This is a genomic window from Amycolatopsis mediterranei, from assembly GCF_026017845.1.
Classification (GTDB): Bacteria; Actinomycetota; Actinomycetes; order Mycobacteriales; family Pseudonocardiaceae; genus Amycolatopsis; species Amycolatopsis mediterranei.
On record NZ_CP100416.1, the window covers coordinates 3,830,857 to 3,853,988 of the forward strand.

General features: G+C 73.4%; 17 protein-coding genes. 8 read left to right on the plus strand and 9 right to left on the minus strand.

Annotated elements, in window-relative coordinates; translation table 11 throughout:
* Positions 1 to 16 precede the first annotated feature (16 nt).
* Both ISP_RS18080 and ISP_RS18085 read left to right on the plus strand, forming a co-directional pair.
* On the plus strand, positions 17 to 1,435 hold the full coding sequence (locus tag ISP_RS18080; RefSeq protein ID WP_013225210.1) for a collagen-like domain-containing protein: 1,419 nt from the start codon (positions 17 to 19) through the stop codon (positions 1,433 to 1,435).
* Between the two features lie 200 nt (positions 1,436 to 1,635).
* On the plus strand, positions 1,636 to 2,283 hold the full coding sequence (locus ISP_RS18085) for a GTP pyrophosphokinase (protein WP_013225211.1): 648 nt from the start codon (positions 1,636 to 1,638) through the stop codon (positions 2,281 to 2,283).
* Here the strand turns inward: ISP_RS18085 and ISP_RS18090 are convergent.
* Genes ISP_RS18090 through ISP_RS18100 form a run of 3 tightly spaced genes read right to left on the minus strand, consistent with a single transcriptional unit; the run spans position 2,280 to position 4,907 of the window.
* Positions 2,280 to 2,876, minus strand: coding sequence for a TetR/AcrR family transcriptional regulator C-terminal domain-containing protein (locus tag ISP_RS18090; RefSeq protein ID WP_013225212.1), 597 nt, complete (start codon positions 2,874 to 2,876; stop codon positions 2,280 to 2,282). The two genes, ISP_RS18085 and ISP_RS18090, sit on opposite strands and share 4 nt — an antisense overlap.
* A 32-nt stretch (positions 2,877 to 2,908) precedes the next feature.
* On the minus strand, positions 2,909 to 4,213 hold the full coding sequence (locus ISP_RS18095; protein WP_013225213.1) for a cytochrome P450: 1,305 nt from the start codon (positions 4,211 to 4,213) through the stop codon (positions 2,909 to 2,911).
* Between the two features lie 58 nt (positions 4,214 to 4,271).
* On the minus strand, positions 4,272 to 4,907 hold the full coding sequence (locus ISP_RS18100) for a DUF998 domain-containing protein (protein WP_013225214.1): 636 nt from the start codon (positions 4,905 to 4,907) through the stop codon (positions 4,272 to 4,274).
* 212 nt (positions 4,908 to 5,119) lie between these two features.
* On the opposite strand from ISP_RS18100, the gene ISP_RS18105 reads away from it, so the two are divergent.
* Positions 5,120 to 7,588: a M14 family zinc carboxypeptidase gene (locus ISP_RS18105; protein ID WP_014466954.1), complete on the plus strand. Its 2,469-nt coding sequence runs from the start codon at positions 5,120 to 5,122 to the stop codon at positions 7,586 to 7,588.
* Between the two features lie 66 nt (positions 7,589 to 7,654).
* On the opposite strand, the gene ISP_RS18110 is transcribed toward ISP_RS18105, so the two are convergent.
* The 3 genes from ISP_RS18110 to ISP_RS18120 form a co-directional block, all read right to left on the minus strand.
* On the minus strand, positions 7,655 to 8,518 hold the full coding sequence (locus ISP_RS18110; RefSeq protein ID WP_013225216.1) for a LysE family translocator: 864 nt from the start codon (positions 8,516 to 8,518) through the stop codon (positions 7,655 to 7,657).
* 109 nt (positions 8,519 to 8,627) lie between these two features.
* Entirely contained in the window at positions 8,628 to 9,719 is a 1,092-nt protein-coding gene (locus ISP_RS18115) for a J domain-containing protein (protein WP_013225217.1), read from the minus strand.
* Between the two features lie 434 nt (positions 9,720 to 10,153).
* Positions 10,154 to 11,776 (minus strand): AMP-binding protein, encoded by a 1,623-nt coding sequence (locus ISP_RS18120; RefSeq protein WP_013225218.1) that lies wholly within the window; start codon positions 11,774 to 11,776, stop codon positions 10,154 to 10,156.
* A 202-nt stretch (positions 11,777 to 11,978) separates the two neighbouring features.
* Here ISP_RS18120 and ISP_RS18125 point away from each other — a divergent pair, with 202 nt between their 5' ends.
* Positions 11,979 to 12,488 (plus strand): DinB family protein, encoded by a 510-nt coding sequence (locus ISP_RS18125; protein ID WP_013225219.1) that lies wholly within the window; start codon positions 11,979 to 11,981, stop codon positions 12,486 to 12,488.
* Positions 12,489 to 12,492: 4 nt separating this feature from the next.
* On the opposite strand, the gene ISP_RS18130 is transcribed toward ISP_RS18125, so the two are convergent.
* The 3 genes from ISP_RS18130 to ISP_RS18140 all read right to left on the minus strand — a co-directional run bounded on the left by ISP_RS18130 (position 12,493) and on the right by ISP_RS18140 (position 15,714).
* A complete protein-coding gene (locus ISP_RS18130) occupies positions 12,493 to 13,209 on the minus strand; it encodes a transporter substrate-binding domain-containing protein (protein ID WP_013225220.1) in 717 nt (238 codons plus the stop codon).
* A gap of 49 nt (positions 13,210 to 13,258) precedes the next feature.
* Positions 13,259 to 14,350, minus strand: a complete 1,092-nt coding sequence (locus tag ISP_RS18135; RefSeq protein ID WP_013225221.1) for an aldose epimerase family protein — start codon at positions 14,348 to 14,350, stop codon at positions 13,259 to 13,261.
* A 116-nt stretch (positions 14,351 to 14,466) separates the two neighbouring features.
* Positions 14,467 to 15,714 carry a helix-turn-helix domain-containing protein gene (locus tag ISP_RS18140; RefSeq protein WP_013225222.1) on the minus strand — a complete coding sequence of 416 codons (1,248 nt, stop codon included), beginning with the start codon at positions 15,712 to 15,714 and terminating at the stop codon, positions 14,467 to 14,469.
* A 283-nt stretch (positions 15,715 to 15,997) separates the two neighbouring features.
* On the opposite strand from ISP_RS18140, the gene ISP_RS18145 reads away from it, so the two are divergent.
* From ISP_RS18145 to ISP_RS18160, 4 genes are all read left to right on the plus strand, one after another.
* On the plus strand, positions 15,998 to 17,998 hold the full coding sequence (locus ISP_RS18145) for an MMPL family transporter (protein WP_013225223.1): 2,001 nt from the start codon (positions 15,998 to 16,000) through the stop codon (positions 17,996 to 17,998).
* Entirely contained in the window at positions 17,995 to 19,380 is a 1,386-nt protein-coding gene (locus ISP_RS18150; protein WP_013225224.1) for an MFS transporter, read from the plus strand. Before ISP_RS18145 ends, ISP_RS18150 begins: the two co-directional genes overlap by 4 nt.
* 93 nt (positions 19,381 to 19,473) lie before the next feature.
* A complete protein-coding gene (locus ISP_RS18155; protein ID WP_013225225.1) occupies positions 19,474 to 21,219 on the plus strand; it encodes a fatty acyl-AMP ligase in 1,746 nt (581 codons plus the stop codon).
* A partial coding sequence (locus ISP_RS18160) for a type I polyketide synthase (RefSeq protein WP_265049906.1) occupies positions 21,216 to 23,132 on the plus strand: 1,917 nt, incomplete at its 3' end. The genes ISP_RS18155 and ISP_RS18160, both read left to right, overlap by 4 nt.

Genomic DNA, 23,132 nt, shown 5'->3' on the forward strand with positions numbered 1-23,132 from the left:
CCGAGAGGAGGGGCTGATGCCCCACGTGCGCACGACAGGACGACACCGCAAACCCGCGACGATCGGACTCGCGGCACTGGTGGGCGTAGCAGGCGCAACGGCGGCGGCGATCGCGTTGACCAGCCCGGCCAGCAACGCGGCGACGGAGCAGTGCGGTGGTCTGGACACGGCGTTGCAGAACAACATGACCTACATCGCGAGCCAGCGCACGGCCCCGGACGCCCAGTCGAAGACCCGCATCGCCGACCGCCAGGCGGCGGCCGACCGGCTTCAGCAGCAGCGCAAGGCAGCGGGCTGCGCAAACCAGGTGGCGGCGAACGAGGTGGCGGTGCAGTGCGCAGCCATCGCGGCGGCCGGGCAGAACGGCATGGCGGAGGAGAAGGCGGCGGGCCGGAAGAAGGCGGCAGGCCAGAGTGAAGCGGGCGCCGGAAGCGGCAAGGCCCAGCAGAACGGCATGGCGGCGGGCAAGGGTGCCGCTGATGAGAACGGCATGGCGGCGGGCGATGGTGCCGCTGATGAAAACGGGATGGCGGCCGGGAACGGCGCCGTTGATGAGAACGGGATGGCCGCCGGGAACGGTATGGCCGACCAGAACGGGATGGCGGCCGGGAACGGCGCGGCCGGCAAGAACGGCATGGCCGGGAAGAAGGCCGCGGCGGCCGAGAACGGCATGGCCGGTCAGGATGCCGCCGGTCAGGATGCTGCTGCCGTCCAAGCCTGCGAGGTGGTGCAGAAGTGCCTGGCCCAGGCCGCCGGCATGGCCGACGCCAACGCCATGGCGAACCAGAACGGCAAGGCCGAGGAAAACGGCGTCGCCGACCAGAACGGTATGGCCGGCGAGAACGGCATGGCCGGCCAGAAGGGCATGGCCGCGGAGAACGGCATGGGCGCTCAGCAGGGCGCGGCCGGCCAGAACGGCATGGCCGCGGACGGCAGCGCGGCTGACCAGAACGGCATGGGCGGCGCAGCCGCCAAGGACAACTCCGCAGGCCAGAACGGTATGGCGACGGAAAACGGCGCCGACGGCAAGGCCGCCAATAAGGAAGCCGCCGGTCAGAAGGATGCGGCGAAGCAGAACGGCATGGCCGGTGAGCAGCAGGATGCCGGCCGGATCGTGCTTTCCGCGCAGGACTGCGCGGGCATCCTGAGCTGCGTGGCCCAGGCCGCCGATCCCGCTGCCGCTGCGCAGCAGCAGGGGATGGCCTCCGAAGAGAACCAGAAGGCCCAGGACAAGCAGGCCCAGGATCAGAAGGCCGAGAACCAGAAGGCCGAGAACCAGAAGGCCCAGGATCAGAAGGCCCAGGACAAGCAGAAGGCCAAGAACGACAAGGCCGGCAACAAGGCCGACGAAAAGGCCAAGGCCGCCGGCGCGGCCGCGGCCCAGTGCGTCGCCACCGCGGTGGCCGCGGCGGGGAAGACGCCCGCGGGACGCTGAGCAGCACGGACCCGGACCGGCGGCCCCACGCCCCGGTCCGGGCCCGCGCCCGGCGAGGCACCTGGACCGACTAACCACCCACCCCCGCGGAACACCCGAACCGGTGACCGGCGGGAACTCCGGCCCGTCGCCGGTCGTTGACCGAACAGAGCGCAGTACTCTGGCGCTCGGAAAACGACCGACGACAGCACGAGGCTTCAGTGACCACCGACCCGGCGGCCGAGGACCTGCGCGAGGCGGCCGACGAGCTCGCCGTCGCCGGGCAGCTCCCGCGATTCCTGCTGATGTACAAGTTCGCCATCGAAGAGCTGATGACGAAGCTGCGGATCCTCAGCGAGGAATTCGACTTCGTCCACCAGCACGACCCGATCGAGCACATCACGAGCCGGGTGAAGCGGCCCGAAGCCATCAAAGAAAAAGTGCGCCGCCGCGGCCTCGGCGACGATTGGGTCTCTGCCGCCGCTGCGCTTGACGACATCGCCGGGATCCGTGTCGTCTGCCCGTTCGTTTCCGACGTCCACGAGGTCGCGCGCATGCTCACCGCGCAGGACGACGTCGAACTGCTGCGCACCAAGGACTACATCACCAGCCCGAAGGCGAACGGCTACCGCAGCCTGCACCTCATCGTCCGCATCCCGGTCTTCCTGTCCGACCGGGTGGAAAAGGTGAAGGTCGAAGTGCAGCTGCGCACCATCGCCATGGACTTCTGGGCGGCGGTCGAACACAAGCTGTCGTACAAGTACCGCGACAGCGTCCCGCCCGACTTCGCCGGCGAACTCGCGGCGGCGGCCCGGACGGCGGCCGACCTCGACAGGCGGATGGCCGCGCTGTACGAACGGATCCGTTAAGGCTCGCCGAGGGCGTCGAGCATGATCCGCAGCCCGAATTCGAACTCCGCTTCGTGGTCGCACACCGCCAGGTAGGGCGCCGCCGCCGCGACCGCGGGCAGCCCGGACGCCGAAAGGTCCGCGAGCCGCCGGGCGCTGCCGCCGAACGTCGGCGCGGCCTCGACCTCGCGCATCAGCGTGCCGGTGAGGAACGCCAGCACGGCCCGCAGCCCGTGCACCGCGCGCTCCGGCGGGAAGCCCGCCGCGAGCAGCGGGCCGAGCACCGCCTCCACCGGGGCCAGCGCTGTCATCGACGCGAGCCGGCGGGTCAGCACGAGCGGCGCCGCCCGCGGGTGGTCGAGCATCGCGGCCCGGAACCCGTGCGCCAGCGACGACATCGTGCCCCGCAGGTCCGCCTCCGGTGGCGGCGTGGGGATGGCCGCGAGCAGGATCTCGGCGATCCCGTCCAGCAACGCGTCCTTGCCGTCGACGTGGTTGTACAGGCTCATCGGGTCGACGCCGAGCCGGCGCGCCAGCTTGCGCATGCTCACCGCGTCCAAGCCCGCTTCGTCGACGAGGGCGAGCCCGGCGAGCAGGATCCGTTCGCGCGTCAAGACACCCTGGGGTGGCCGGCCACGCCGGCCGGTCACGGCGCGAGCACCGCGGGCAGGGTCTCGTAGCCACGCAGGATGCGCGTCGACCGCCGGCGGCCGCCGGGCAGCACGCGCAGGCCGGGGAACCGGTCGAAGATCGTGCGCAGGCCGATCTCGCCCTCCATGCGCGCCAGCGACGCACCCAGGCAGTGGTGGCGGCCGGCGCCGAACGACACGTGGTCGCGCGCGCCGGCCCGGGCGACGTCGAAGACGGCCGGATCGGCGAACACCCCGGGGTCGCGATTCGCGCCCGCCAGCACGGTCGTGACCAGCGCCCCGCGGGGCAGCGGCACCCCGGCGACCTCGGTCGCGCGCGTGGCCAGCCGGCCGGTCAGCAGCACCGGCGGGTCGTACCGCAGCACCTCCTCGACGGCGTTGCCCCACAGCTCCGGCCGCTCGCGCAACACGGCGAGCTGCCCGGGATCACCCGCGAGCAGCGCGATGCCGCTGCCGAGCAGGTTGACGGTCGTCTCGAAGCCGGCCGCCAGCACCAGGCCCGCGGTGGACTTCAGCTCCGTCTCGGTGAGGCCGACGCCGCCGTCACGGGCCGCGACGAGCTTGCTGAACAGGTCGTTCCCGGGGTTCCGGCGCAGGTGGCCGAGGTGCTCGCCGAGCCAGGTGTCGAACTCGGCCAGCGCGGTTTCGACGTGGCGGAACGTCCGCCAGCCGAGCCCGAGGTCGAGGCTGGGCGCCGCCGCCGCGCCCAGGGACAGCACCTTGCCGAGGTCGGACGGCGGGACGCCGAGGATCTCGCTGATGACCGTCACCGGCAGCAGGCCGCAGTAGGACTCGACGAGGTCGAGCGGGGCGCCGGGGTCGAGCGTGTCGAGCAGGCCGTCCGCGATCTCCTGCACCCGGCCGCGCAGCTGCTCGACCGCGCGCACGGTGAACACGCCGGTGACCAGCTTGCGGTAGCGGGTGTGCTCGGGCGGGTTGACGGCGAGCAGCGACGGCGGCCGCACCGGGTGCAGGTGCTCGCCGGCCGACCACTCGACCAGACGGCCGAGCGCCGAGCCGTCCGACCCGATGACGCCGACGCGGAAGTCTTCGCCGGCGAGCACCTCCCGCACCGTGGCGTGCGTGGTGGTCATCCAGCCGAACCGGGTGCGGGCGAGCGGGCCGGTCTCGCGGATCTCCTCGAACAGGCCGGTCAGGTCGCTGCCGTCGGCCGCGGCGACGACCATCCGCCCCTGGAGGTCCCCGCGCCGGGCCTCGCGGCGCAGCACGGTCCGGGGGAGCGCGTGGCCGAGGCCCCAGCGGACGACGGGTTTCGCGCGGGCCAGGGCTCCTTCGAGCACGGCTTCCCCCTTCGGTCGGCGTGCCTACAATGTAGGTTAACGTCGGCCGCGCGGAGGGTCACCGCGATGGCCCCGGCCGTTCCCCGACCGGCGCCAGCAGCACGCCCAGCGCGAGCAGTTCCGTCAGCGCCATCCCGCGTTCCACCAGGCCCAGCGGGATGAGCGTCCACCAGCGGCCGTCTTCCGCCGCGGCGACCACCACCGCGCCCAGGATCACCGCGAACCAGCCCAGCGACCCGATCGCCAGCACGCGCGCCAGCAGGCGGCGGCCCGGCGACGAGGGGAACGCCGTGCGCGCCGCGACCAGGACCGCCAGCGGCAGGGCCACGAACGCCACCACGCTGGCGATCCGGTGCAGCGTGCCGCCGAAGTCCGCGCGCGAGACCGCCGCCCAGTCCGGTTTGGGGAACGCCACGATGACCAGCAGCCCGACTGTCCACAGTGTCCCCAGGACGGCCGCGGGCACCGGGAGCCGCCGCTGGGCGCGCAGCACCGCCAAGCCGGCCGCCGAGCCGAGGGCGACCAGGACCACCGCGAGGGCGAAGACCCCCTTGTGCTCGGACAAGCCGTATTCGCTGATCGTGCGGCGGGTGACGCTGATCCGGTCGGTGGGCGGGATGACCTGCAGCAGCAGCACCAGGCCGGCGCCGAGCACCAAGGCCGCGATGCCCGTCAACGAGACCACGACGGACATTCGTCGCGCAGGGATCGTGACCATGGACGCACAGTAGCCGTCCGGGGGTTGAACTCGCGGTGAAAGCGCTACCGCATTGACGCTGTACGACTTACGGCGGTGTCCGCGGCCGGATTTCCTCCATTATGGTCCTCCGCTACCGGTACGTCCGTGCGTGCCGGCCTCGGTCAAGGAGGTCTCTTCCTGTGGGGAATTCACCAAGACGGCTGGTGATGCTGGCTTCGGCCGTCGCGCTGGCCGGAACGTTCGTCGTGTTGCCGTCCGGCACCGCGGGTGCGGCGCAGAACATCCTGCGCGCCGACAAGTCGGTCGCCCGCTCTTGCTTCGCGAAGGTCCTGCCCCTGGGCACGTCGGGCACCGATCGCCGCGAGGTGACGTCCACCGTGGACGGTCTCGTCCAGGCGCGGCTCAAGCCGGTGCAGGGTGCGGAGGGTGACTGGGACGTCGCCGTGTTCGACAAGGCCACCGGCACGGTGGTCGCCGCCTCGGCGGCGTTGCGCAGCCACGAACTCGCCGAAAGCTTCGTGAAGAAGGGGCAGGAGCTCGTCGTCCAGGGCTGCCGTTACGCCGGCTCGGCCGGTCAGGCCCAGCTGGGTGTCGACTTCCTGGCGCTGACGCCGCAGGGCACGCCGACCGGGACGACCCCGGCGGCCCAGCGCGCCGAGCTCGTCCGCGTCGAGACGCCGACGCGCGCCGACAAGAACAAGCTGACCGCACTCGGCCTCGACGTCACGGAGAAGGGTGACGCGACCGGGGTCGAGGTCGTCCTCGCCGACGACGCCGACCGCCAGACGCTGAAGAACAGCGGCTTCAAGTCGAAGGTCGTCGAGGCGGACCTGTCGGCCAAGTCCGTCCAGGACGCGAAGACCGACCGCCAGTACGCCGCGAAGACGGACGCTTCGGCGCTGCCGTCCGGGCGCACCAGCTACCGGCACCTCTACGAGTACAACTTCGAAATGAAGGAACTCGCCCGCAAGAACCCGAACCTGGTTTCGGCGTTCACCATGCCGGAGTCGACCTGGGAAGGCCGGGACGTCGTCGGCGTCGAAATCGCCACGGACGTCAAGAACCTGACCGACGGCAAGCCGGTGAACTTCACCATGGGCGTGCACCACGCCCGGGAGTGGCCGGCCGGCGAGCACGTCATGGAGTGGGCGTACGAGCTGGTCAACGGTTACTCGCGTGACCCCGCCATCCGGTCGCTGGTCGGCAAGACGCGCAACATCGTCGTGCCGATCATCAACCCGGACGGCTTCGAGATCTCCCGCGAGGCCGAGCCCAAGGGCGACTTCACCCGGTTCGACTATGAAATGAAGCGCAAGAACTGCAACGTCAACGACTCGCCGCCGCAGTACGCCACCGGCGTGTGCAAGGCGAACCCGGGCGGCCGCCTGCGCGGCACCGACCCCAACCGCAACTACGGCGGCTTCTGGGGCGGCAACGGCGCCGAGCTGGCCTGGAGCGGCGACACCTTCCGCGGGTCCGCGCCGTTCAGCGAGCCCGAGGTGCGGAACGTGCGCTCGATCGTGTCCTCGCGCCAGGTGACGAACCTGCTGACGATGCACACCGTCGCCGCGCTGGTGCTGCGCCCGCCGGGCGTGGCGGACGTCCGCCCGCCGCTGGAGGAGCCGCAGTACAAGGCCCTCGGCGACAAGCTGGCCTCGCGCAACGGCTACACGAGCGAGCCGAGCTGGGCGCTCTACGACACGACCGGCACCACCGAGGACTGGTCGTACTGGGCCACCGCCGGCTGGGGCTTCACGATCGAGGTCGGCGGCAACGGCTTCCACGGTCCCTACGCCGACAGCGTCGTGGCCGAGTACGCGGGCCTGGCCCCGGCGGCCGGCGCCGGCAAGGGCGGCAACCGCCAGGCGTTCCTGGACATGCTGGGCAACGCGGCCGACCCGCAGCAGCACTCCACGCTGATCGGCTCGGCGCCGAAGAACTACCAGCTCAAGCTGCACAAGACGTTCCAGACGCCGACGTCGCCGGTGATCCAGCCCGACGGCTCCACCAAGCCGCCGCTCTACATCACCGACGACCTGAACTCGAAGTTCACCGCCACCGGCGGGCGCTTCGCGTGGTCGGTCAACCCGTCGACGCGGCCGTACGTGGCCGGCCGGTACGGGCGCGACCCGCAGGGCCCGGCGCAGCAGGGCTTCGCGGTCGCCAACCCGGCCGGGGTGCCGCCGATCAACCAGAACTACCCGACGGACGCGACGGCGGAGAGCTTCACCTTCCACGTCGACGGCCTGCCGAAGGTCGACAACGGGAAGTTCAGCGTCAACATCAACTGGAAGAACACCACGACCGACTGGGACCTCTACGTCTACGACGCGGCGGGCAACCTGGTCACCTCGTCGGCGAACGGCGGCACGACGTCCGAGCACGCCGTGCTGTTCGACCCGCCGGCCGGCGACTACAAGGCCGTGGTGGTCAACTACGACCAGACCGACCCGAACGCGGTCGACGACTGGACCGGCGACGTGTCGTTCTCGTCGCCGATCCCGCCGACCTACGGCACGAAGGAGGCCTACCAGCTGACCTGCTCGGCCCCGAACGGCAAGCTCGTCGGCGTCGCGGACGTCTTCGCCGACCGCGGCCAGACGGTCGACGTCGGCGAGGTCTGCACCCGCTCCGCGCACGCGCAGAAGCAGCGCGCTTCGGGCGGCGTCCGGTAGTCCGGCTCGGTTAGGAGTTCGTTCGGTTCGTTTCGTGAAGGCCTCCTCGCCGGCGCGGGGAGGCCTTCACGGCGTTACGGCGAGGGTCAGGCCCAGAACGACGAGAACGGTGCCCACGACGCGGTTGAGGGCCGGTTCGGCGCGGGCGTACCACTGCTGGGTGACGGGGGAGGAGAACAGCAGCGCCACGCTCAGGTGCCAGCCGGCCGAGACGGCGACGATCAGGGCGACGGCGGCGGCTCGCACGGCGACGGGTTCGGTCGGAGGGAGGGTCGCGGTGAGGACGCTGCCGAAGAACGCGGCGGCCTTGGGGTTGGTGAGGTTGCTGACGACGCCGCGGCGGAAGGCGCTGCCGGGCCGGGCCGGCCTTTCTTGGTCTGACGGGGTGGGTGCCACCTCGTCCCGGTCCGGCGGGGCGGGCGCCACCTCGCCTTGGGGAGGCGGGATCGTGGCCTGGCTCGGCGGGGTGCCCGCCAACTCGCGCTGGGGCGGCGGGGTCGCGGCCTGGTCCGGCGGGGTGGTCGCCGCCGCGTCCTGGGGCGGCGGGGCCGTCGCCTGGGCCGGCGGGGTGGCCGCCACGCCGCCCTCGTCGGGCACCACGGGACCGCCGGGACCGCCGGGACCGCCGGGATCGGCGGGCGCGCGGGCGTGCCACCACAGCCGCACGCCCAGCCACGCCAGATAGCCGCCGCACGTCACGCGCAGCGCCGTCGCCAGCCACGGCGTCCTGGCCAGCACGCCGCCCAGTCCGAAGACGGCGACCGCGGCCAGCAGCCCGCCCGCGGCGACCACCCCGAGCGCGATCGCCACCGCGGTCCGGCGCGTCCCGGTGGCGGCCGTGTGCGCGATGAGGACGAAGTTCGGGCCGGGCGAGATCGCGGCCGGGAGGTAGGCCAGCAGGACCGTGGCGAGGGTCGCGGCGGGACTCACGCCGCGGGGCCGCCGTTGCCGGCGCCGGAGTGGCCGCCGAGCCGAAGGCGAGCACGCCAAGCCCCCGGAACTGTCGGTGCCTTCGGGTAGCGTGGAAAACGGGGGCTGCTCATGCCGCGCGACCGCCGCCGACCACCTGGTCGCGCATCGTCCGCAGCGTGTCGTGGTCCACTGTGGACGGATCCGCCGCCAGCCACTCGCCGATCTCGTGCAGGAACTCTTCCGGTGTCATCGGCGCGACCGCCAGCTCGCCCGGGTCCGCCGTGGTCAGGTCGCCGCTGCGGCTCGGGTACACGATCATCGCGCCCCGCAGCGCCACTCCCGGCAGCAGCTCGCGGTAGGCCGCCAGGCTCTCTTCGAGCCGGCTGCCGCCGCCGCGGAACGGGCGGCCGTTGCGCAGCAGCCTGCCGTCCTCCGCCGTTTCGTAGTGGCCCGGCAGCCACAGCTTCGACTCGATGAGCACCAGCCGCTTCCCGCACAGCACCGCGTGGTCGACGTCGGCGAACACCGAGCCCGGCCAGGCCAGGCCGTGGAAGATGCGGGCGCCCGGCAGCCGGGTCAGGTAGCCCTCGAGCAGGTCGGCGGTGAGCCGCTCGGCCAGCTCGTCGCGCTCGGTGCCGGGCGCGCCGAACACCGTGCGGCCGCCGAACTCCGCGGCGTACGCCTCGCGCGCCTTCGCGGCCCGCAGGTACCCGCGCGCCAGCCGCTGGACCAGCAGCGCCGTGCCGGCCGTCAGCAGCAGCCAGACGACGAGCATCGGCGGCGAGAACCCGGCCCCGGTGACCAGCGGCAGCAGCACGAACACCATCCCGGCCACCGCGGCGACCACCGGCATGTGCCCGGGCTCGCGGCGCCGGCCGTGCCGCATCCGCGTGTCCTCCCCGGCGAAGTGCCACCAGCTCAGGTCCTCGGCGTCCAGCTCGGGCAGGTCGGGGACGAACCCGGGCTCGTCGCCGAAACGCCGCCGGGGACGCGGCCGGACCGGGACCGGCACCACGGTCGCGCCGCCGGCGTCGTAGCGCGCGCGGGCGACCGGATCGCTCAGGAGGTCGTAGGCCTCGCGCAGCAGCCGGAACGTGCCGACCGTGCCGCCGCCGTCCGGGTGCATGGTCTTGGCCAGCCGGCGGTAGGCCGCCTTGACTTCGGCCGCCGTGGCGTCGCGGCGGAGGCCGAGCACCTCGTAGTAGTCGACGTCGGGCACGCGGGTGGTCACCTCCGATGGCTGCGCGAAGACTTTATGGGGTCCGGTCGCGGGGCCTGCCACCGCCTCGGCGGCGCGCCGGAGTGATTGTCCTCGGCGCAGGTCAGGGCGGTGTGAGCGGTTTTGCCGGTGAGGGCCCGGAAACGGACGCTCCGGCGTGGCCCGGCCGGCGGGTCCGGTGACGGCGTCCCACGGGGCGGCGACGTCTTCGTCTGCCGTGGTCACGGACTGTCCATTGAGGACTGTTTGTCACCCGGAAGTGTTGCCGCGCCCGAGAAAGTCGGGCTTGCGGTGACTTTTCGTAGTTGGAGTCCACCCGAATGGCCGTGAACATGTGTTCGAATCGTCGGCTAGTCTTGAGTCATGTCCTCGACCTCCCTCAGACGTGACGGGCCCACCGCCACCCCACCTCGGCAGCGGGCCCGTCACCCCCGTCAGCGCTCGCGCAGCAGGTACCGCTGCAGCTTGCCGCCGGCATTGCGCGGCAGTGCGTCGAGGAAACGCACCCGGCGCGGGTACTTGTACGGCGCGGCAACGGCTTTGGCGTGCTCCTGCAGGGCGTGCACGACGTCCGGGCCCGGGGCGACGCCGGGCCGGAGCACGACGAAGGCCGTCACGACCGCGCCCCGGTCCGGGTCGGGCGTGCCGACGACCGCGCACTCCTCGACGTCCGGGTGCGTCAGGAGCACCTCTTCGACCTCGGGAGCCGCGATGTTGTAACCGGAAGAGACGATCATGTCGTCGCTGCGCGCCACGAAGCGGAAGTAGCCGTCCGGCTCGCGGACATAGGTGTCGCCGGTGATGTTCCAGCCGTCGCGGACGTAGTCGGCCTGCCGGGGGTCGCCGAGGTAGCGGCAGCCGGTGGGGCCCTGGACGGCGAGCAGCCCGGGTGTGCCGTCCGGCGCCGGCCGGCCGTCGGCGTCCAGGACGGCGGCGCGGAAGCCGGGGACGACCTTGCCCGTCCGGCCGGGGCGGGCGTCGTCGCCCGCGGCGGAGATGAACACGTGCAGCATCTCCGTGCTGCCGATGCCGTCGATCAACGGCGATCCGACGACCTCGCGGTACCGCTCGGCCACGGCGGCGGGCAGCGCCTCCCCGGCGGAGACGGCACGGCGGACCCCGGTCAGCAGGGGCCCGTCGCCGGAGCCGAGGATCGCGCGGTAGGCGGTCGGGGCGGTGAACAGCACCGTCACCGCCTGCTCGGCGACGATCGACGCCAGCTCCTGGGGTGTCGCGCGTTCCAGCAGGAGCACCGACGCGCCGACGTGCAGCGGGAACACCAGGAGGCCGCCCAGGCCGAAGGTGAAGGCCAGGGGCGGGGTGCCGCAGAAGAGGTCGTCCGGGGTGGGCCGGAGGACGTGCCGGGAGAACGTGTCGGCGATGGCGAGCAGGTCGCGGTGGAAGTGCATGGTGGCCTTCGGTGTCCCGGTCGTGCCGGAGGTGAAGGCGAGCAGGGCGACGTCGTCGGCGGCCGTCGGCACGTCGGCGAAGGTCGCCGGGTGCCGGGCGCAGCGTTCGGCCAGTCCGGCGCCCCCGGTGCTGCCGGACCCGGTGCTGTCGGACGCTGTGCGGTAGGGCACCACGGGCAGCGTCGGCGGCAGTTCGGCGAGCAGGCGCTCGTCGCACAGGGCCACCGTGGGCCGCGCCCGGTCGATGATCTTGTCGAGCTCGCCGCGGCGCAGCATCGGCATGGTCGTGACGGCGACGGCTCCGGCCTTCAGGACGCCGAGCCAGCAGGCCGCGAGCCACGGGGCGTTGGTGCCGCGCAGCAGCACGCGGTTGCCCGGCACGATACCGAGCTCGGCGGTGAGGACGTGCGCGATCCGGTTGGCGCGGGCCAGGACGTCGCCGTAGGTCCACGTCTCGTGCGGGGAACGCAGGCAGGGGCGGTCCGGGCCGAGGCGGGCGGCGGTCTCGTCGAGCAACGCGGTCGCGGCGTTGAGGCGGCCGGGGTAGTGCAGCTCCGGCAGGTCGAACACCAGCCGCGGCCACTGGTCGGCGGGTGGCAGCCGGTCGCGGCAGAACGAGTCCGTGTGCGCGCTGGGAGAAAGCCTCATCGCAGCTCCTCGGTCTCGACCTGCCCGCCACCAGGAACGTAGCACTCGTTTCGACCGTCGATAAGGCGCAATGTCGTATTGATGACGACGGCAACCGAAAAGCTATGCGCCGGTCCGGTGGTCCGCCGGGTCGCTCGGGTCACCCCGTCGTGGGCGCGCGGGATCACCGCGTCGCGGGCCGCCGCCCAGTAGCTTTTCGATCATGGTCGAGACGCCCGAACCGCCGCCCACGCTGGCCGATCCGCGCGCGCTGCTGCTGGGCTACCTCGACCACAACGCCGCCGCCATCCTGCGCAAGCTCGAGGGCCTCTCCGAATGCGACCTGCGCCGGAGCGTGCTGCCGTCGGGGTGGACGCCGCTGGGCATGGTCAAGCACCTCGCCTGCACCGAGCGCTTCTGGATCCGGTACCTGTTCGCCGGCGAGGACGTCGACTTCTCCTGGCCCCGCACCGCCGACCAGGAATGGTTCGTCGCGCCGGCGGAACCGTCGGCGGACATCACCGCGTTCTTCCTGGCCGAGCGCGAAAACTGCGCGCGGCTCGCCGCGGTCACCCCGCTGGACGGCCGGGCCGTCCGCACGACCCGCCGCGGCGGCGCCGAAGAGCACCCCACGTTCGCGTGGATCCTGTGCCACCTGGTGCAGAGCTTCGCCCGGCACGCCGGGCACCTGGACGTCGGCCGCGAGCTGATCGACGGCGTGACCGGCAAATAGCGCGTCAGGCGGGCGGGGCGACCGTGGCGTCCTGGTCCGCGCGGCGCAGCGCGTCGGCGACGAAGCCGGTGGCCTTCAGCTCCTCGACCAGGTCGTGCAGGAACGCGATCGTCTCGGGGCGGCGGTCCGGGGTGGTGCAGACCGCCTGCCGGATCTCCATGAAACGTCCGGGCAGCACGCGGGTCCCGGGGTGGGCGGCGGCGTAGGCGGTCATCGGCTGCCGGATCCCGGCGGCGACGTCCAGGCCCTGGTCCTCGAACGCCGTGACACCGTCCTCGCCGCGCACGATGGTGGCCTGCCGGAGGGTCCGGGTCAGGTAGAGGTCGTACGCGGAACCCTGCTTGACGCCGATCCGGACGTCCGGCCGGTCGACGTCGGCCGGGGTGGCGAAGGGCGAGCCGTCCGCCGTGACATACACGCCTTCGATGAGCACGTATGGACCGGTAAACGCCACCTCGGCCGCGCGGGCGGGCTCGATCGCCAGGAAGCCCAGGTCGGCGGCTCCCGAGGTCAGCGCCTCGAACGACTTCCGGGCCGCGTCGAAGCAGGCGAACTCCACCGGGACGGCCAGCCGCGCCGCCACCTCGTGCGCGATTTCGACCGTGACCCCGCCCGGTTCCGCCGGCGTGCCGTGCGCGAGCACGGGATTGCCGAGGTTGATCGCGGCGCGCAGCGGGCCGGTGGGCGTGAGGTCCCGGGCGACGGCGGAAAGATCTCCCATGACCGGCGAGGCTAGCGGCGGGACTCCGCGCGCGCCCCGCGATTGTCGCTCACGCCACCGGCGGCTCGTCCGCGGTGGTCAGGGCGAACACCGTCTCCTGGTGGTAGACCTCGCCGGGGCGCAGCACCGTGCTGGGGAAGTCCGGGCGGTTGGGGGAGTCGGGGAAGTGCTGGGCCTCCAGCGCGAAGCCGGCGCCGCGGTGGTACGGGCGGCCGCCGGTGCCGGTGAGGGCCGCGGTGAGGTAGTTGCCGGAGTAGAACTGCAGGCCCGGCTCGGTCGTCCACATGGTGAGCAGCCGCCCGGACGCCGGGTCCCACGCGCGGGCCGCGAACGGCGCGCCGTCGTCGAGCACCCAGTTGTGGTCGTAGCCCTGGCCGATCACCAGCTGGGGGTCGGGCTCGCCGACGCGGGCGCCGATCGGCGCTCCCCGGCGGAAGTCGAAGGGCGTGCCCTCGACCGGGACCGGGTCACCGGCCGGGATCAGGTCGTCGCCGGTCGGGCAGAACCGGCTCGCGGCGATCTCCAGCCGGTGCTCGTGGACGTCGCCCGCCCCTTCGCCGGCCAGGTTCCAGTAGGTGTGGTTGGTCAGGTTGACCACCGTCGGCGCATCGGTGGTCGCGCGGTAGGTGATGCGCAGCCGGTCGCGCGCGTCGAGGCGGTAGGTGACCTCGGCGGTGAGCCGGCCGGGGTAGCCCTGGTCGCCGTCCGGGCTGACCAGCGTGAGCTGCACCGCGACACCGTCGCCGTCGCGGATTTCGGCCGCCGTCCAGATCCGCGTGTCGAACCCGGCCGGGCCGCCGTGCAGGCTGTTCTTGCCGTTGTTGAGCGGCACCCGGTACTGGACGCCGTCGAGGGTGAAGGTGCCGCCGGCGATCCGGTTGGCGAACCGGCCGATCACCGCGCCGAGGAACACGCGGTCCGCCTCGGGCCGGTTGTTGGCGACGTAGGCGTCGAGGTCCGCGTAGCCGAGCACGACGTTGCCGGGGCGGCCGTCGCGGTCCGGTGCCTCCAGCGACTGGAGCACGCCGCCGTAGTCGAGCACGCGCACGACCGGCCCGCCGGGCCGCCCCAGCGTGTACCGGTGGACGTCGGTGCCGCCGGCCTGGCCGAACAACTCCCGGGTGAGTTCGGGTGCGGTCATCGGTGGGTCCTCCAACCGACTGTTAGCGCTAACAGCCTGGATCGACCTTAGATTCGCGGCCGCGCACGGTCAAGGACCGAGGCCGCCTCCAGGGCAGTGAAGGCGGCCTCGGCCCGTCAGCGGTCGCCCGTGGGCGGCCGGGTGCCCAGCAGCCGGTGGGCGGACAGCGCCATCTGGATCTCCAGGCGTTTCGCCGGATCCGCCAGCCGGTCGCCGAACAGTTCGCTCAGCTGGCTCACCCGGTAGCGGACCGTCTGGGGGTGGATCCGCAGGGCCTGCGCGATCTCCGGCGTGTTCCCGTTGTGCTCCAGCCAGCTCAGCAATGTTTCGGCCAGCCGGGTCTGCTGCTTCACCGTCAGGCCCGCGAAGGGGGCGAGTGCCTTCGCCGACAGCTCGTCCAGCAGGAAGCGGTCGAGCAGCAGCCAGTGCGTCGCCAGGTGGTCGGCCGTGTGCGCGACCGGGCCGTCGCCGGCCAGGCCGCGGCGGAGGAGGTCGAGCGTGCGGCGGGCCCACAGCAGCGACGTCGCCGCGTCGGCCGGGCGGACCCGGGGGCCGGCCGCGGCGCGCCAGCCAGACAGGCGGCCTTCGAGGCCCCGCAGGTCGCGCTCGGGGTTCGGGGTCAGCAGGCACGGCTCGGGGCCGTCCAGGTCGAGCAGCACGTCGTCGGCCAGCTGCGGGGACGGCGGCGGGTGCTGCTCGGTCCGCGGGTCGAGCGCGACGACCGTGACCCACTCCGGCACCGTCCACTCCGCCGCCTTGGCCATCGTCGCCAGCGTGGCCGGGGACGAGGGCGGAGTGGCCAGCAGCAGTTCGAACAGCCGGCGCCGCCGTCGTTCGAGCGTGCCGCTCGCCATCGCCTGCGCCAGGGTGTACCCCTCGACCGAGTACGAAGAAATCTCGTCCACGTAAGCGAAAACGGCTTCCGCGCCGACGCACAGCACGGCCGCCGGGAACCGGTGGGCCTGCCCCAGTTCGGCTATGTAGTGCCACGCCGCGCGGCCACCCGCGCGGTAGGCGGCCTGCAGGGAATTGAGGCTGCCGCCGTCGTGGTGCACGCGCTTGCCGACCTCCCTGAACAGCTTCGCCCCGGTGTCCTGTGTGGACGCCAGGTCCTCGATGCTGTCGATGCAGCCGAGCACCGCCTGCTCGATCGCGAGCACGATCACCTTGCCGAACTCGCCCTCGAGGGGCTTGGCGTATTCGGGGACGGCCCGCTGGACCTCCTCGAGGATCCGCCGGGCGAACTGGTCGGCGTGCGGCCGGAACCGCCGCGCGAGTTCCGTCGGCAGCGAGCACCACAGCTGCCGCGCGCGGCCGGTGCCCCGCGGCTGCGGAATCGCCGCCTGCGTGATCGTCCGGGTCATGGCTCACACCCCTTGCCGCGCCTCGTGGAGAGTCCGCGCCGTGCTCGGCACCGACGTCATGTACTCACACGGGAACGGACTTGGCAACCGCCGCCCCTGCCCGGGGAGCGGGTTCTGTCACGCCGGGCTCAACGGCCCCACCGGAGTTTGTCACCTGCCGGACAAAGGCGGGAACACTAACCGCGGCAAAGGTTTCCGGAATCCGATTTGTGAACCGGGACGGTATCTTCGCGCCCCTTCCCGTTGTTAGCGTGATCAACCGGCACGCGGGAGGAGAACACCGATGACGGCGCTCGTTTCCTGGTGTTTCCGCCGGGCCGGCGTCGTGATCGTGCTGTGGCTGCTGGCGCTGGGCGGGCTGGTGACCGCCGCGACGCACACCGGCGCGGCCTTCCGCGACACGGTGGACCTGCCCGACGCGGACAGCACGGTGGCGGCGAACCTGCTGCGCGCCTTCGGGGCCGGTGGCGCCGGGGAACGCGTCGTCGTCCGCGCGGAGGACGGCCCGGTCGACAGCGGCACGGGCCGCGCCCGGCTCGACGCGCTCGCCGTCCGGCTGGCGGCGGTGCCGCACGTCGTGTCCGTCGATCCGCTGCCCGGTGCGGTGTCCGCCGACCGGCGGACCGCGGTGCTCACCGTGCGGTTCGACGCCCCGGCCGCCGATCTCGGGCAGGGGACGGCCGACGCGCTAGCCGCCACCGTCCGTGACGCCGAGGGCCTCACCGCCGGCGTTTCCGGAGAGCTCGCCGCGATGACGGCCGCAGCGCCCGACCTGGGCAACGCGGGGATCGGCCTGCTCGCCGCGGCCGTCGTGCTGCTGGTGGCCTTCGGCTCGCTGACCTGCGTCGCGCTCCCGGTCCTCACGGCGGCGGTTTCGGTCGGCTGCGCCCTGGCCGCGGTGACGCTCGTGTCGCACGTCATGACCGTGCCGAAGATCAGCACCGAGATCGCCGCGCTGCTCGGGCTCGGCGTCGGCGTCGACTACGCGCTGTTCGTGCTGACCCGCTACCGGCAGGGCCGCCGGGACGGTGCCGGGCCGGCGGCGGCGCTGGCCGTCGCGGCCGCGACCTCCGGCCGCAGCGTGGTCTTCGCCGGTGTCACCGTGTGCGTCTCGCTCGCCGGGATGCTCACCGTCGGCCTGCCGTTCCTGGACGGAATCGCGGCCGCCGCCGCGGTCTCGGTGCTGCTCACCGCGTTCGCCGCCCTCACCCTGCTGCCGGCGCTGCTGCGGCTCCTGGGCCGCCGGATGAGCCTGCGCCCGGACGGCGATGGCGTCCGGTGGGCACGGCTCGCGCGGTCGGTGACCGCGCGTCCCGGCCCGTACACCCTGGCGGCCGTGCTGGTCGTGGCCGTGCTCGCGCTGCCGACGACCGGCCTGCGGCTCGGTGTGCCGGACGCCGCGCTCGACCCGCCCGGCAGCGTCACGCGGACCGCGGCCGAGCTGCTCGAAGAGGGCTTCGGGCCGGGCGCCGACGCGGCGCTGCTGGTGGTCGGGACCGGCGGCGAGTCGGTGGGCGCGCTGCGGGAAGCGCTGCTCGCGAGCGCCGACGTCGGCCCGCCCACCGCGCTGCCCGGCGGAACGTGGTTGCTGACGGTGCTCCCGCGGACGGGTCCCGGCGATCCGGCCACCGGCGAGCTGCTCGCGTCGACGCGGGTGATGGCCAGGGTCGTCGGCAGCCCGGACGCGCACGTCGGCGGGGTCGTCGCGGCCCGGGCCGACTTCGCGAAAGCGATCACCGCACGGCTGCCGTTGTTCCTCGCCGCCGTCGTCGGGATTTCGGTCCTGCTGCTGGCCTGGGTGTTCCGCAGCGTGCTGATCCCGCTCACCGCGGCGGTGATGAACCTGCTGACCGCCGCCGCGACGACCGGCGCGGTGGTGTTCGCCTTCGGCGGCCCGATCGAGCCCTACCTGCCCGTCTTCCTGTTCGCCGGGCTGTTCGGGCTGTCGATGGACTACGAGGTCTTCCTCATCGCCCGCATCCAGGAGGCGTGGCGCCGCCACGGCGACACCCGTGCGGCCGTCGTCGACGGCGTCACGGCGACCGGCCGGACCATCACCGCGGCCGCGCTGATCATGGCGCTGGTGTTCGTCTCGTTCGCCTTCGTGGACGCCCGGGTGGTGCGCGAGGCGGGCGTCGGGCTGACCGTCGCCGTGCTCCTGGACGCCGTCGTGGTCCGGTGCGTGCTCGTCCCCGCGGTGATGGCCCGGCTCGGGGCGGCGAACTGGTGGTTCCCGCACCGGAAAGCCGTGGTCACCGGCGACCTGGTGGGGAGCGCGCGATGAGCCGGCGGACGCTGGTCGTGCTCGCGCTCGGCGCGTTCGTCACGACGCTGGACAACACGATCGTCGCCGCGGGCGCGCCGTCCATCGCCCGCGATCTCGGCCTGGACGTCGGAGCGCTGCAATGGGTCGCGCTCGGCTACATGCTCCCGTTCGCCGGGCTCCTGCCGGTGGCGGGCGCGCTGGTCGATCGCTGGGGCCGGCGCCCGGCCCTGACCGGTGCCCTCCTCGCGTTCGGCTTCGGCGCGGCGGCGGGCGGTCTGGCGGGTTCGGCGTGGCTGCTGGTCGCCGCCCGGGTGCTCCAGGGGTTGGCGGCCGCGTTCCTGGTGCCGGGCCTGCTGAGCCTGCTGCGGACCAACCTCGACGCGCGCGGCCGGACGCTCGGCGCGGCGGTCTGGACCGCCTACCTCGCGGCCGCGCTGGCCCTCGGCCCGGCCCTCGGCGGTGTGCTGAGCGAGTACTGCGGCTGGGCCTGGATCTTCTTCGTCAACCTTCCGTTCGTGGCCGCGATGCTCGTGCTGCTCCCGTCGACCGTGCCACCCGGGCGCGACGCGGGGACCCGCGCGCCACCGGCGTCGGCGATGATCCTGGTGACGGCGAGCCTGGTGCTGCTCACCACCGCGCTGGCCGAACCCCGGCTCCGGATCCCGCTGCTCGCCGCGGGGACGGCGTTCGGGGTGGCGTTCCTCGTGCGGGAACGGCGGGCGGCCGACCGGCTGGTCCCGTCGGCCCTGACCGGCAACCGGGTGTTCCTCGGCTCGCTCGGCTTGCAGCTGCTGTGGGGACTGGGGATTTCCGGGATCTTCTTCTTCACGCCGTTGCTGCACCAGGAGTTCCTGGGGCTCGGTCCGGTCGGCGCCGGACTGCCCCTGGTGCTGGTCGCGGTGGCGGTCGTCGCCGCGACGCCGCTGGTGCCGGCGGCCGTCGCCCGGCACGGTCCACTTCGGACGGTGGCGGCCGGGCTGGCCGTGGTGGGGGCGGGACTGCTCGCGCTCGCCGCGGTGAACCACGTCCCCGCGCCGTGGCCACGGGTGCCCGGTCTGGTCCTGATCGGCGCGGGTTCGGCCTTCACCGTCCCGATGACGTCGCACGCGCTCGACGTCGTGGCCGAGCGGTACGCCGGCACGGCGTCGGGATTGCTCACCGCGGGCCGGGAATTGTCGAGCGCGCTCGGCGTCGCGCTGATCGGCGCGGTGCTGACGTCGGTGCGCGCGGCGCGGCTCGAAGCGGGTGTTCCCGCCGGGGCGGCACTGGCCGGTGGGTACACCGCGGGCCTGCTCGTCGCGGCCGGGCTGACGTTCGCCGGCGCGCTGCTGGCCGTGCGCGTGCCCGGAACCCGGCTCGCCGAGACCTCGTCGCCGCGTGACAAACGTGCGGTCCCCTGACCCGTTTCCCCGTGAGTATCGCCAGATCGAATCGTTGACAACCGCACCGGCGCGGTTATTCACTGCGCCGGTAAACGCTCTCTGCGAGGATGCATGGAAACCATTTCCCGGCCGGTTCCCGTCACCGGTGCGCCCGTCGACGGCGGCGAGTCTTTCGCGACCCTGCTCGGTCACTGGGCGCGCCGCCTCGGCGACCGGATCGCCGTGACCCACCTCGACCACCGCGACGGCGGCGACGGCCGGGCGGTCACGCTCACCTGGCGCGAGCTCGACGAGCGGGTCGACGCGGTCGCGGCCCGGCTGTCCGAAGTGGCCGGTCCGGGGGAGCGGGCGGCGGTGCTGGCCGGGCAATCCGCCGGCTACGTCGTCGCGTTCCTCGGCGCGCTGCGGGCGGGGCTGGTCGCGGTGCCGCTGTTCGCGCCCGACTTGCCCGGGCACGCCGGGCGGCTGGCCGCGGCGCTCGCCGACTGCGGCCCGCGGGTCGTGCTGACCACGGCCGCCGAAGACGAGGCGGTCACCCGGTTCCTCGCCGGTTCCACGGTCGACCCGGTGGTGGTCGACGTCGACGCCGTGCCGCCGGCCGGGGCGCGCCAGTGGCCCGAGCCCGATCCCGACGCCCCGGCCTACCTGCAGTACACGTCCGGCTCGACGCGCTCGCCCGCCGGGGTCGTGCTGACCCACCGCAACGTGCTCGCCAACGCCCGTCAGGCCTGTGCGGCCTACGGCGCCGAAAGCGGGACCACGTCGGCGGTCAGCTGGCTGCCGCTGTTCCACGACATGGGGCTGATCCTCGGCATCGGCGCGCCGATGGCCGGCGGCCTGGAGTCGGTCCTGATGGACCCGCTGGCGTTCCTCGAACGGCCCGCGCGCTGGCTGCGCGCGCTCTCGGCCAGTCCCGGCGCGATCAGCGCGGCTCCGAACTTCGCCTACGCCTACTGCGCTTCCCGCGTCACCGAGGACGAGAAGCTGTACCTCGAGCTGAGCCGGGTCGTCTCGCTGATCAACGGCAGCGAACCGGTGCTGCCGGCCACGATCGCCAAGTTCCACGACGCCTTCGCCGGCTGCGGGCTGCGGCCGGAGGTGCACCGCTCCTCCTACGGCCTGGCCGAGGCCACCGTGCTGGTTTCCGTGACGGACGCGGGAAAACCGCCCCGGCAGGTCACGTTCGACCGGACCCGGCTCGCCGCCGGGTACGCGGTGCCGGCCGCCGCGGACGCGTCCGCCACGACGCTCGTCTCGTGCGGCCGCCCGGTCGGTCAGCGGGTGCGGATCGCCGACCAGGTGACCGGGGCGCCCGCCGAGCCGGGCGAGGTCGGCGAAATCCGGGTCAGCGGCCCGAACGTCGGCCGTGGCTACTGGGGCCGGACCGAAGCGTCGGTGGCCACTTTCGGCCTGCCCCCGCTCGATCCGGACACCGGTGCGGGCTGGCTGGCGACCGGCGACCTCGGCGTGGTGTTCGACGGCGAGCTGTTCGTGACGGGCCGGCTGAAGGACCTGGTCGTCGTGGACGGCCGCAACCACTACCCGCAGGACATCGAGCAGACCGTCGAGGAACACCCGGCCGTCCGGCCGCATTCGGCCGCCGCCTTCGCGATCGGCGGCGACGACGGGGAAGCGGCGGTCGTCGTCTTGGAACGCGCGAAGGACACCGAGGCCGACGTCACCGAGGCGGCCGCGGCCCTGCGGGCGGCGGTGTCGGCCGGGCACGGCCTGCGCCTGCACGACGTCGTCTTCCTGGCGCCGGGCGAGGTGCCCCGCACCTCCAGCGGCAAGATCAGCCGGGCCCGGTGCCGGATGTCCTATCTGGACGGTGCGCTCACCGCCCGGCGGCTCGGATGAACGCGCCGGACGCCGCGGCGATCCGCGCCTGGCTGCTCGCGCGCCTCGGCGACGTGGACGTCGACCGGCCGCTGCACGAAACCGGACTGTCCTCACGGGACGCGGCGAGCCTGGCGGCCGACCTGGGCGAGTTCACCGGCCGCCTGCTGTCCCCGACCCTGGTGTGGCAGTACCCGACGATCACCGCGCTCGCCGCCCGTCTGTCCACTGTGGAGAATGAGGCGGCGTACGTACCGCTGCCGGAGGACAGCGAGCCGATCGCGGTCGTCGGCCTCGGCTGCCGGCTGCCCGGCGGGATCGAGTCCCCGGAAGCGTTCTGGCGTTTCCTCGAAGCCGGCGGCGACGGCATCGGCGACGTACCCGAAGGCCGCTGGGAGACGTTCGCCCCGGCTGAAGACCTCGCCGGCGTGCCGTCGCGGGGCGGGTTCCTCGACGACGTCGCCGGGTTCGACGCGGCGTTCTTCGGCATCACCCCGCGCGAAGCCGAGGCGATGGACCCGCAGCAGCGGATCCTCCTCGAGGTGGTCTGGGCGGCGCTGGAGCACGCGGGGATCCCGCCGGCCACCCTGCGCGGCAGCCGGACCGGGGTGTTCGTCGGGCTGTCGGCCACCGAGTACGGCTCGCTGACGATGACCGACGTCCCGCGGGTCGACGTCTGGGCCGGGACCGGCGCGGCGGCGAGCATCGCGGCGAACCGGGTGTCGTACCTGCTCGACCTGCGCGGGCCCAGCCTCACCCTGGACACCGCGTGCTCGTCTTCGCTGGTCGCGGTGCACCAGGCGGTGCAGAGCCTGCGCCGCGGCGAGAGCGAGACGGCGCTCGCCGCCGGGGTGAACGTCCTCCTCTCGCCCGGCATCACCGCCGGCTTCCACCGGGCCGGGGTGCTGGCCGCGGACGGCCGCTGCAAGCCGTTCGACGCCGGCGCCGACGGGATCGCCCGCGGCGAAGGCTGCGGCGTGGTCGTGCTGAAGACGCTGCGGGCGGCGCGGCAGGCCGGGGACCGGGTGCTGGCGCTGATCCGCGGCAGCGCGGTGAACTCCGACGGCCGGTCCAACGGCCTGACGGCGCCCAACCCCGAGGCCCAGGCGGCGTTGCTGCGCGACGCGTACGCCACGGCCGGCGTCGATCCGTCCTCTGTGGACTACGTCGAGGCGCACGGCACCGGGACGCCGCTGGGCGACCCGCTGGAGGCGGGCGCGCTGGCGGCGGTGCTCGGGGCGGGGCGTTGTCCCGGGCGTCCGCTGCTGCTGGGTTCGGTGAAGAGCAACCTGGGCCACCTCGAAGGCGCGGCCGGCATCACCGGGCTGGTGAAGGTGGTGCTGGCGATGACGCACCGGCGGCTGCCGCCGAGCCTCCACTTCCGCGAGCCGAACCCGCACATCGACTTCACGGGGCTGCGGGTGGTCGAGTCCGGTGTGGACTGGCCGCGGTATTCGGGGACGGCGCGGGCCGGGGTGTCGGCGTTCGGGTTCGGCGGGACGAACGCGCATGTCGTGGTCGAGGAGTGGCCGACGGCGGCGTTCCCGCCCCGGGCCGGTGCCGGCGGGCCGCAGGTGTTCGCGCTCTCGGCGCGGTCGGCGGAGGTGCTGCGGGCACGGGCGGCGGAGCTGGCGGACTGGCTGTCGGACGGTGCGGCGCCGCTCGACGCGGTCGCGGCGACCTTGGCACACCGGCGGGACCACTTGCCGGTGCGCGGGGCGGTGGTCGCCGAGAGCCGGGCCGAAGTGGTCGAGGCCCTGCGCGAGCTGGCCAAGGGACACGAGCGCCCCAATGTGGCCTTCGGTGCGTTCAACGCACCGAAGGCCACATTGGGTGCGTTGAACGCAACCAAGGCCCCCTTGGGGCGCTCGGGTGGGAGTGGGGTCGTCTTCGTCTTCTCCGGCTATGGCTCGCAGTGGTGCGGCATGGGCCGC

Excerpts from the sequence above, each read along its gene's own strand:
- ISP_RS18080 (WP_013225210.1), top strand. The coding sequence starts at position 17 with ATGCCCCACGTGCGCACGACAGGACGACACCGCAAACCCGCGACGATC.
- ISP_RS18100 (WP_013225214.1), bottom strand. The coding sequence starts at position 4,907 with ATGTCCGTCGTGGTCTCGTTGACGGGCATCGCGGCCTTGGTGCTCGGC.
- ISP_RS18105 (WP_014466954.1), top strand. The coding sequence starts at position 5,120 with ATGCTGGCTTCGGCCGTCGCGCTGGCCGGAACGTTCGTCGTGTTGCCG.
- ISP_RS18120 (WP_013225218.1), bottom strand. The coding sequence starts at position 11,776 with ATGAGGCTTTCTCCCAGCGCGCACACGGACTCGTTCTGCCGCGACCGG.
- ISP_RS18125 (WP_013225219.1), top strand. The coding sequence starts at position 11,979 with ATGGTCGAGACGCCCGAACCGCCGCCCACGCTGGCCGATCCGCGCGCG.
- ISP_RS18130 (WP_013225220.1), bottom strand. The coding sequence starts at position 13,209 with ATGGGAGATCTTTCCGCCGTCGCCCGGGACCTCACGCCCACCGGCCCG.
- ISP_RS18135 (WP_013225221.1), bottom strand. The coding sequence starts at position 14,350 with ATGACCGCACCCGAACTCACCCGGGAGTTGTTCGGCCAGGCCGGCGGC.
- ISP_RS18140 (WP_013225222.1), bottom strand. The coding sequence starts at position 15,714 with ATGACCCGGACGATCACGCAGGCGGCGATTCCGCAGCCGCGGGGCACC.
- ISP_RS18145 (WP_013225223.1), top strand. The coding sequence starts at position 15,998 with ATGACGGCGCTCGTTTCCTGGTGTTTCCGCCGGGCCGGCGTCGTGATC.
- ISP_RS18150 (WP_013225224.1), top strand. The coding sequence starts at position 17,995 with ATGAGCCGGCGGACGCTGGTCGTGCTCGCGCTCGGCGCGTTCGTCACG.
- ISP_RS18155 (WP_013225225.1), top strand. The coding sequence starts at position 19,474 with ATGGAAACCATTTCCCGGCCGGTTCCCGTCACCGGTGCGCCCGTCGAC.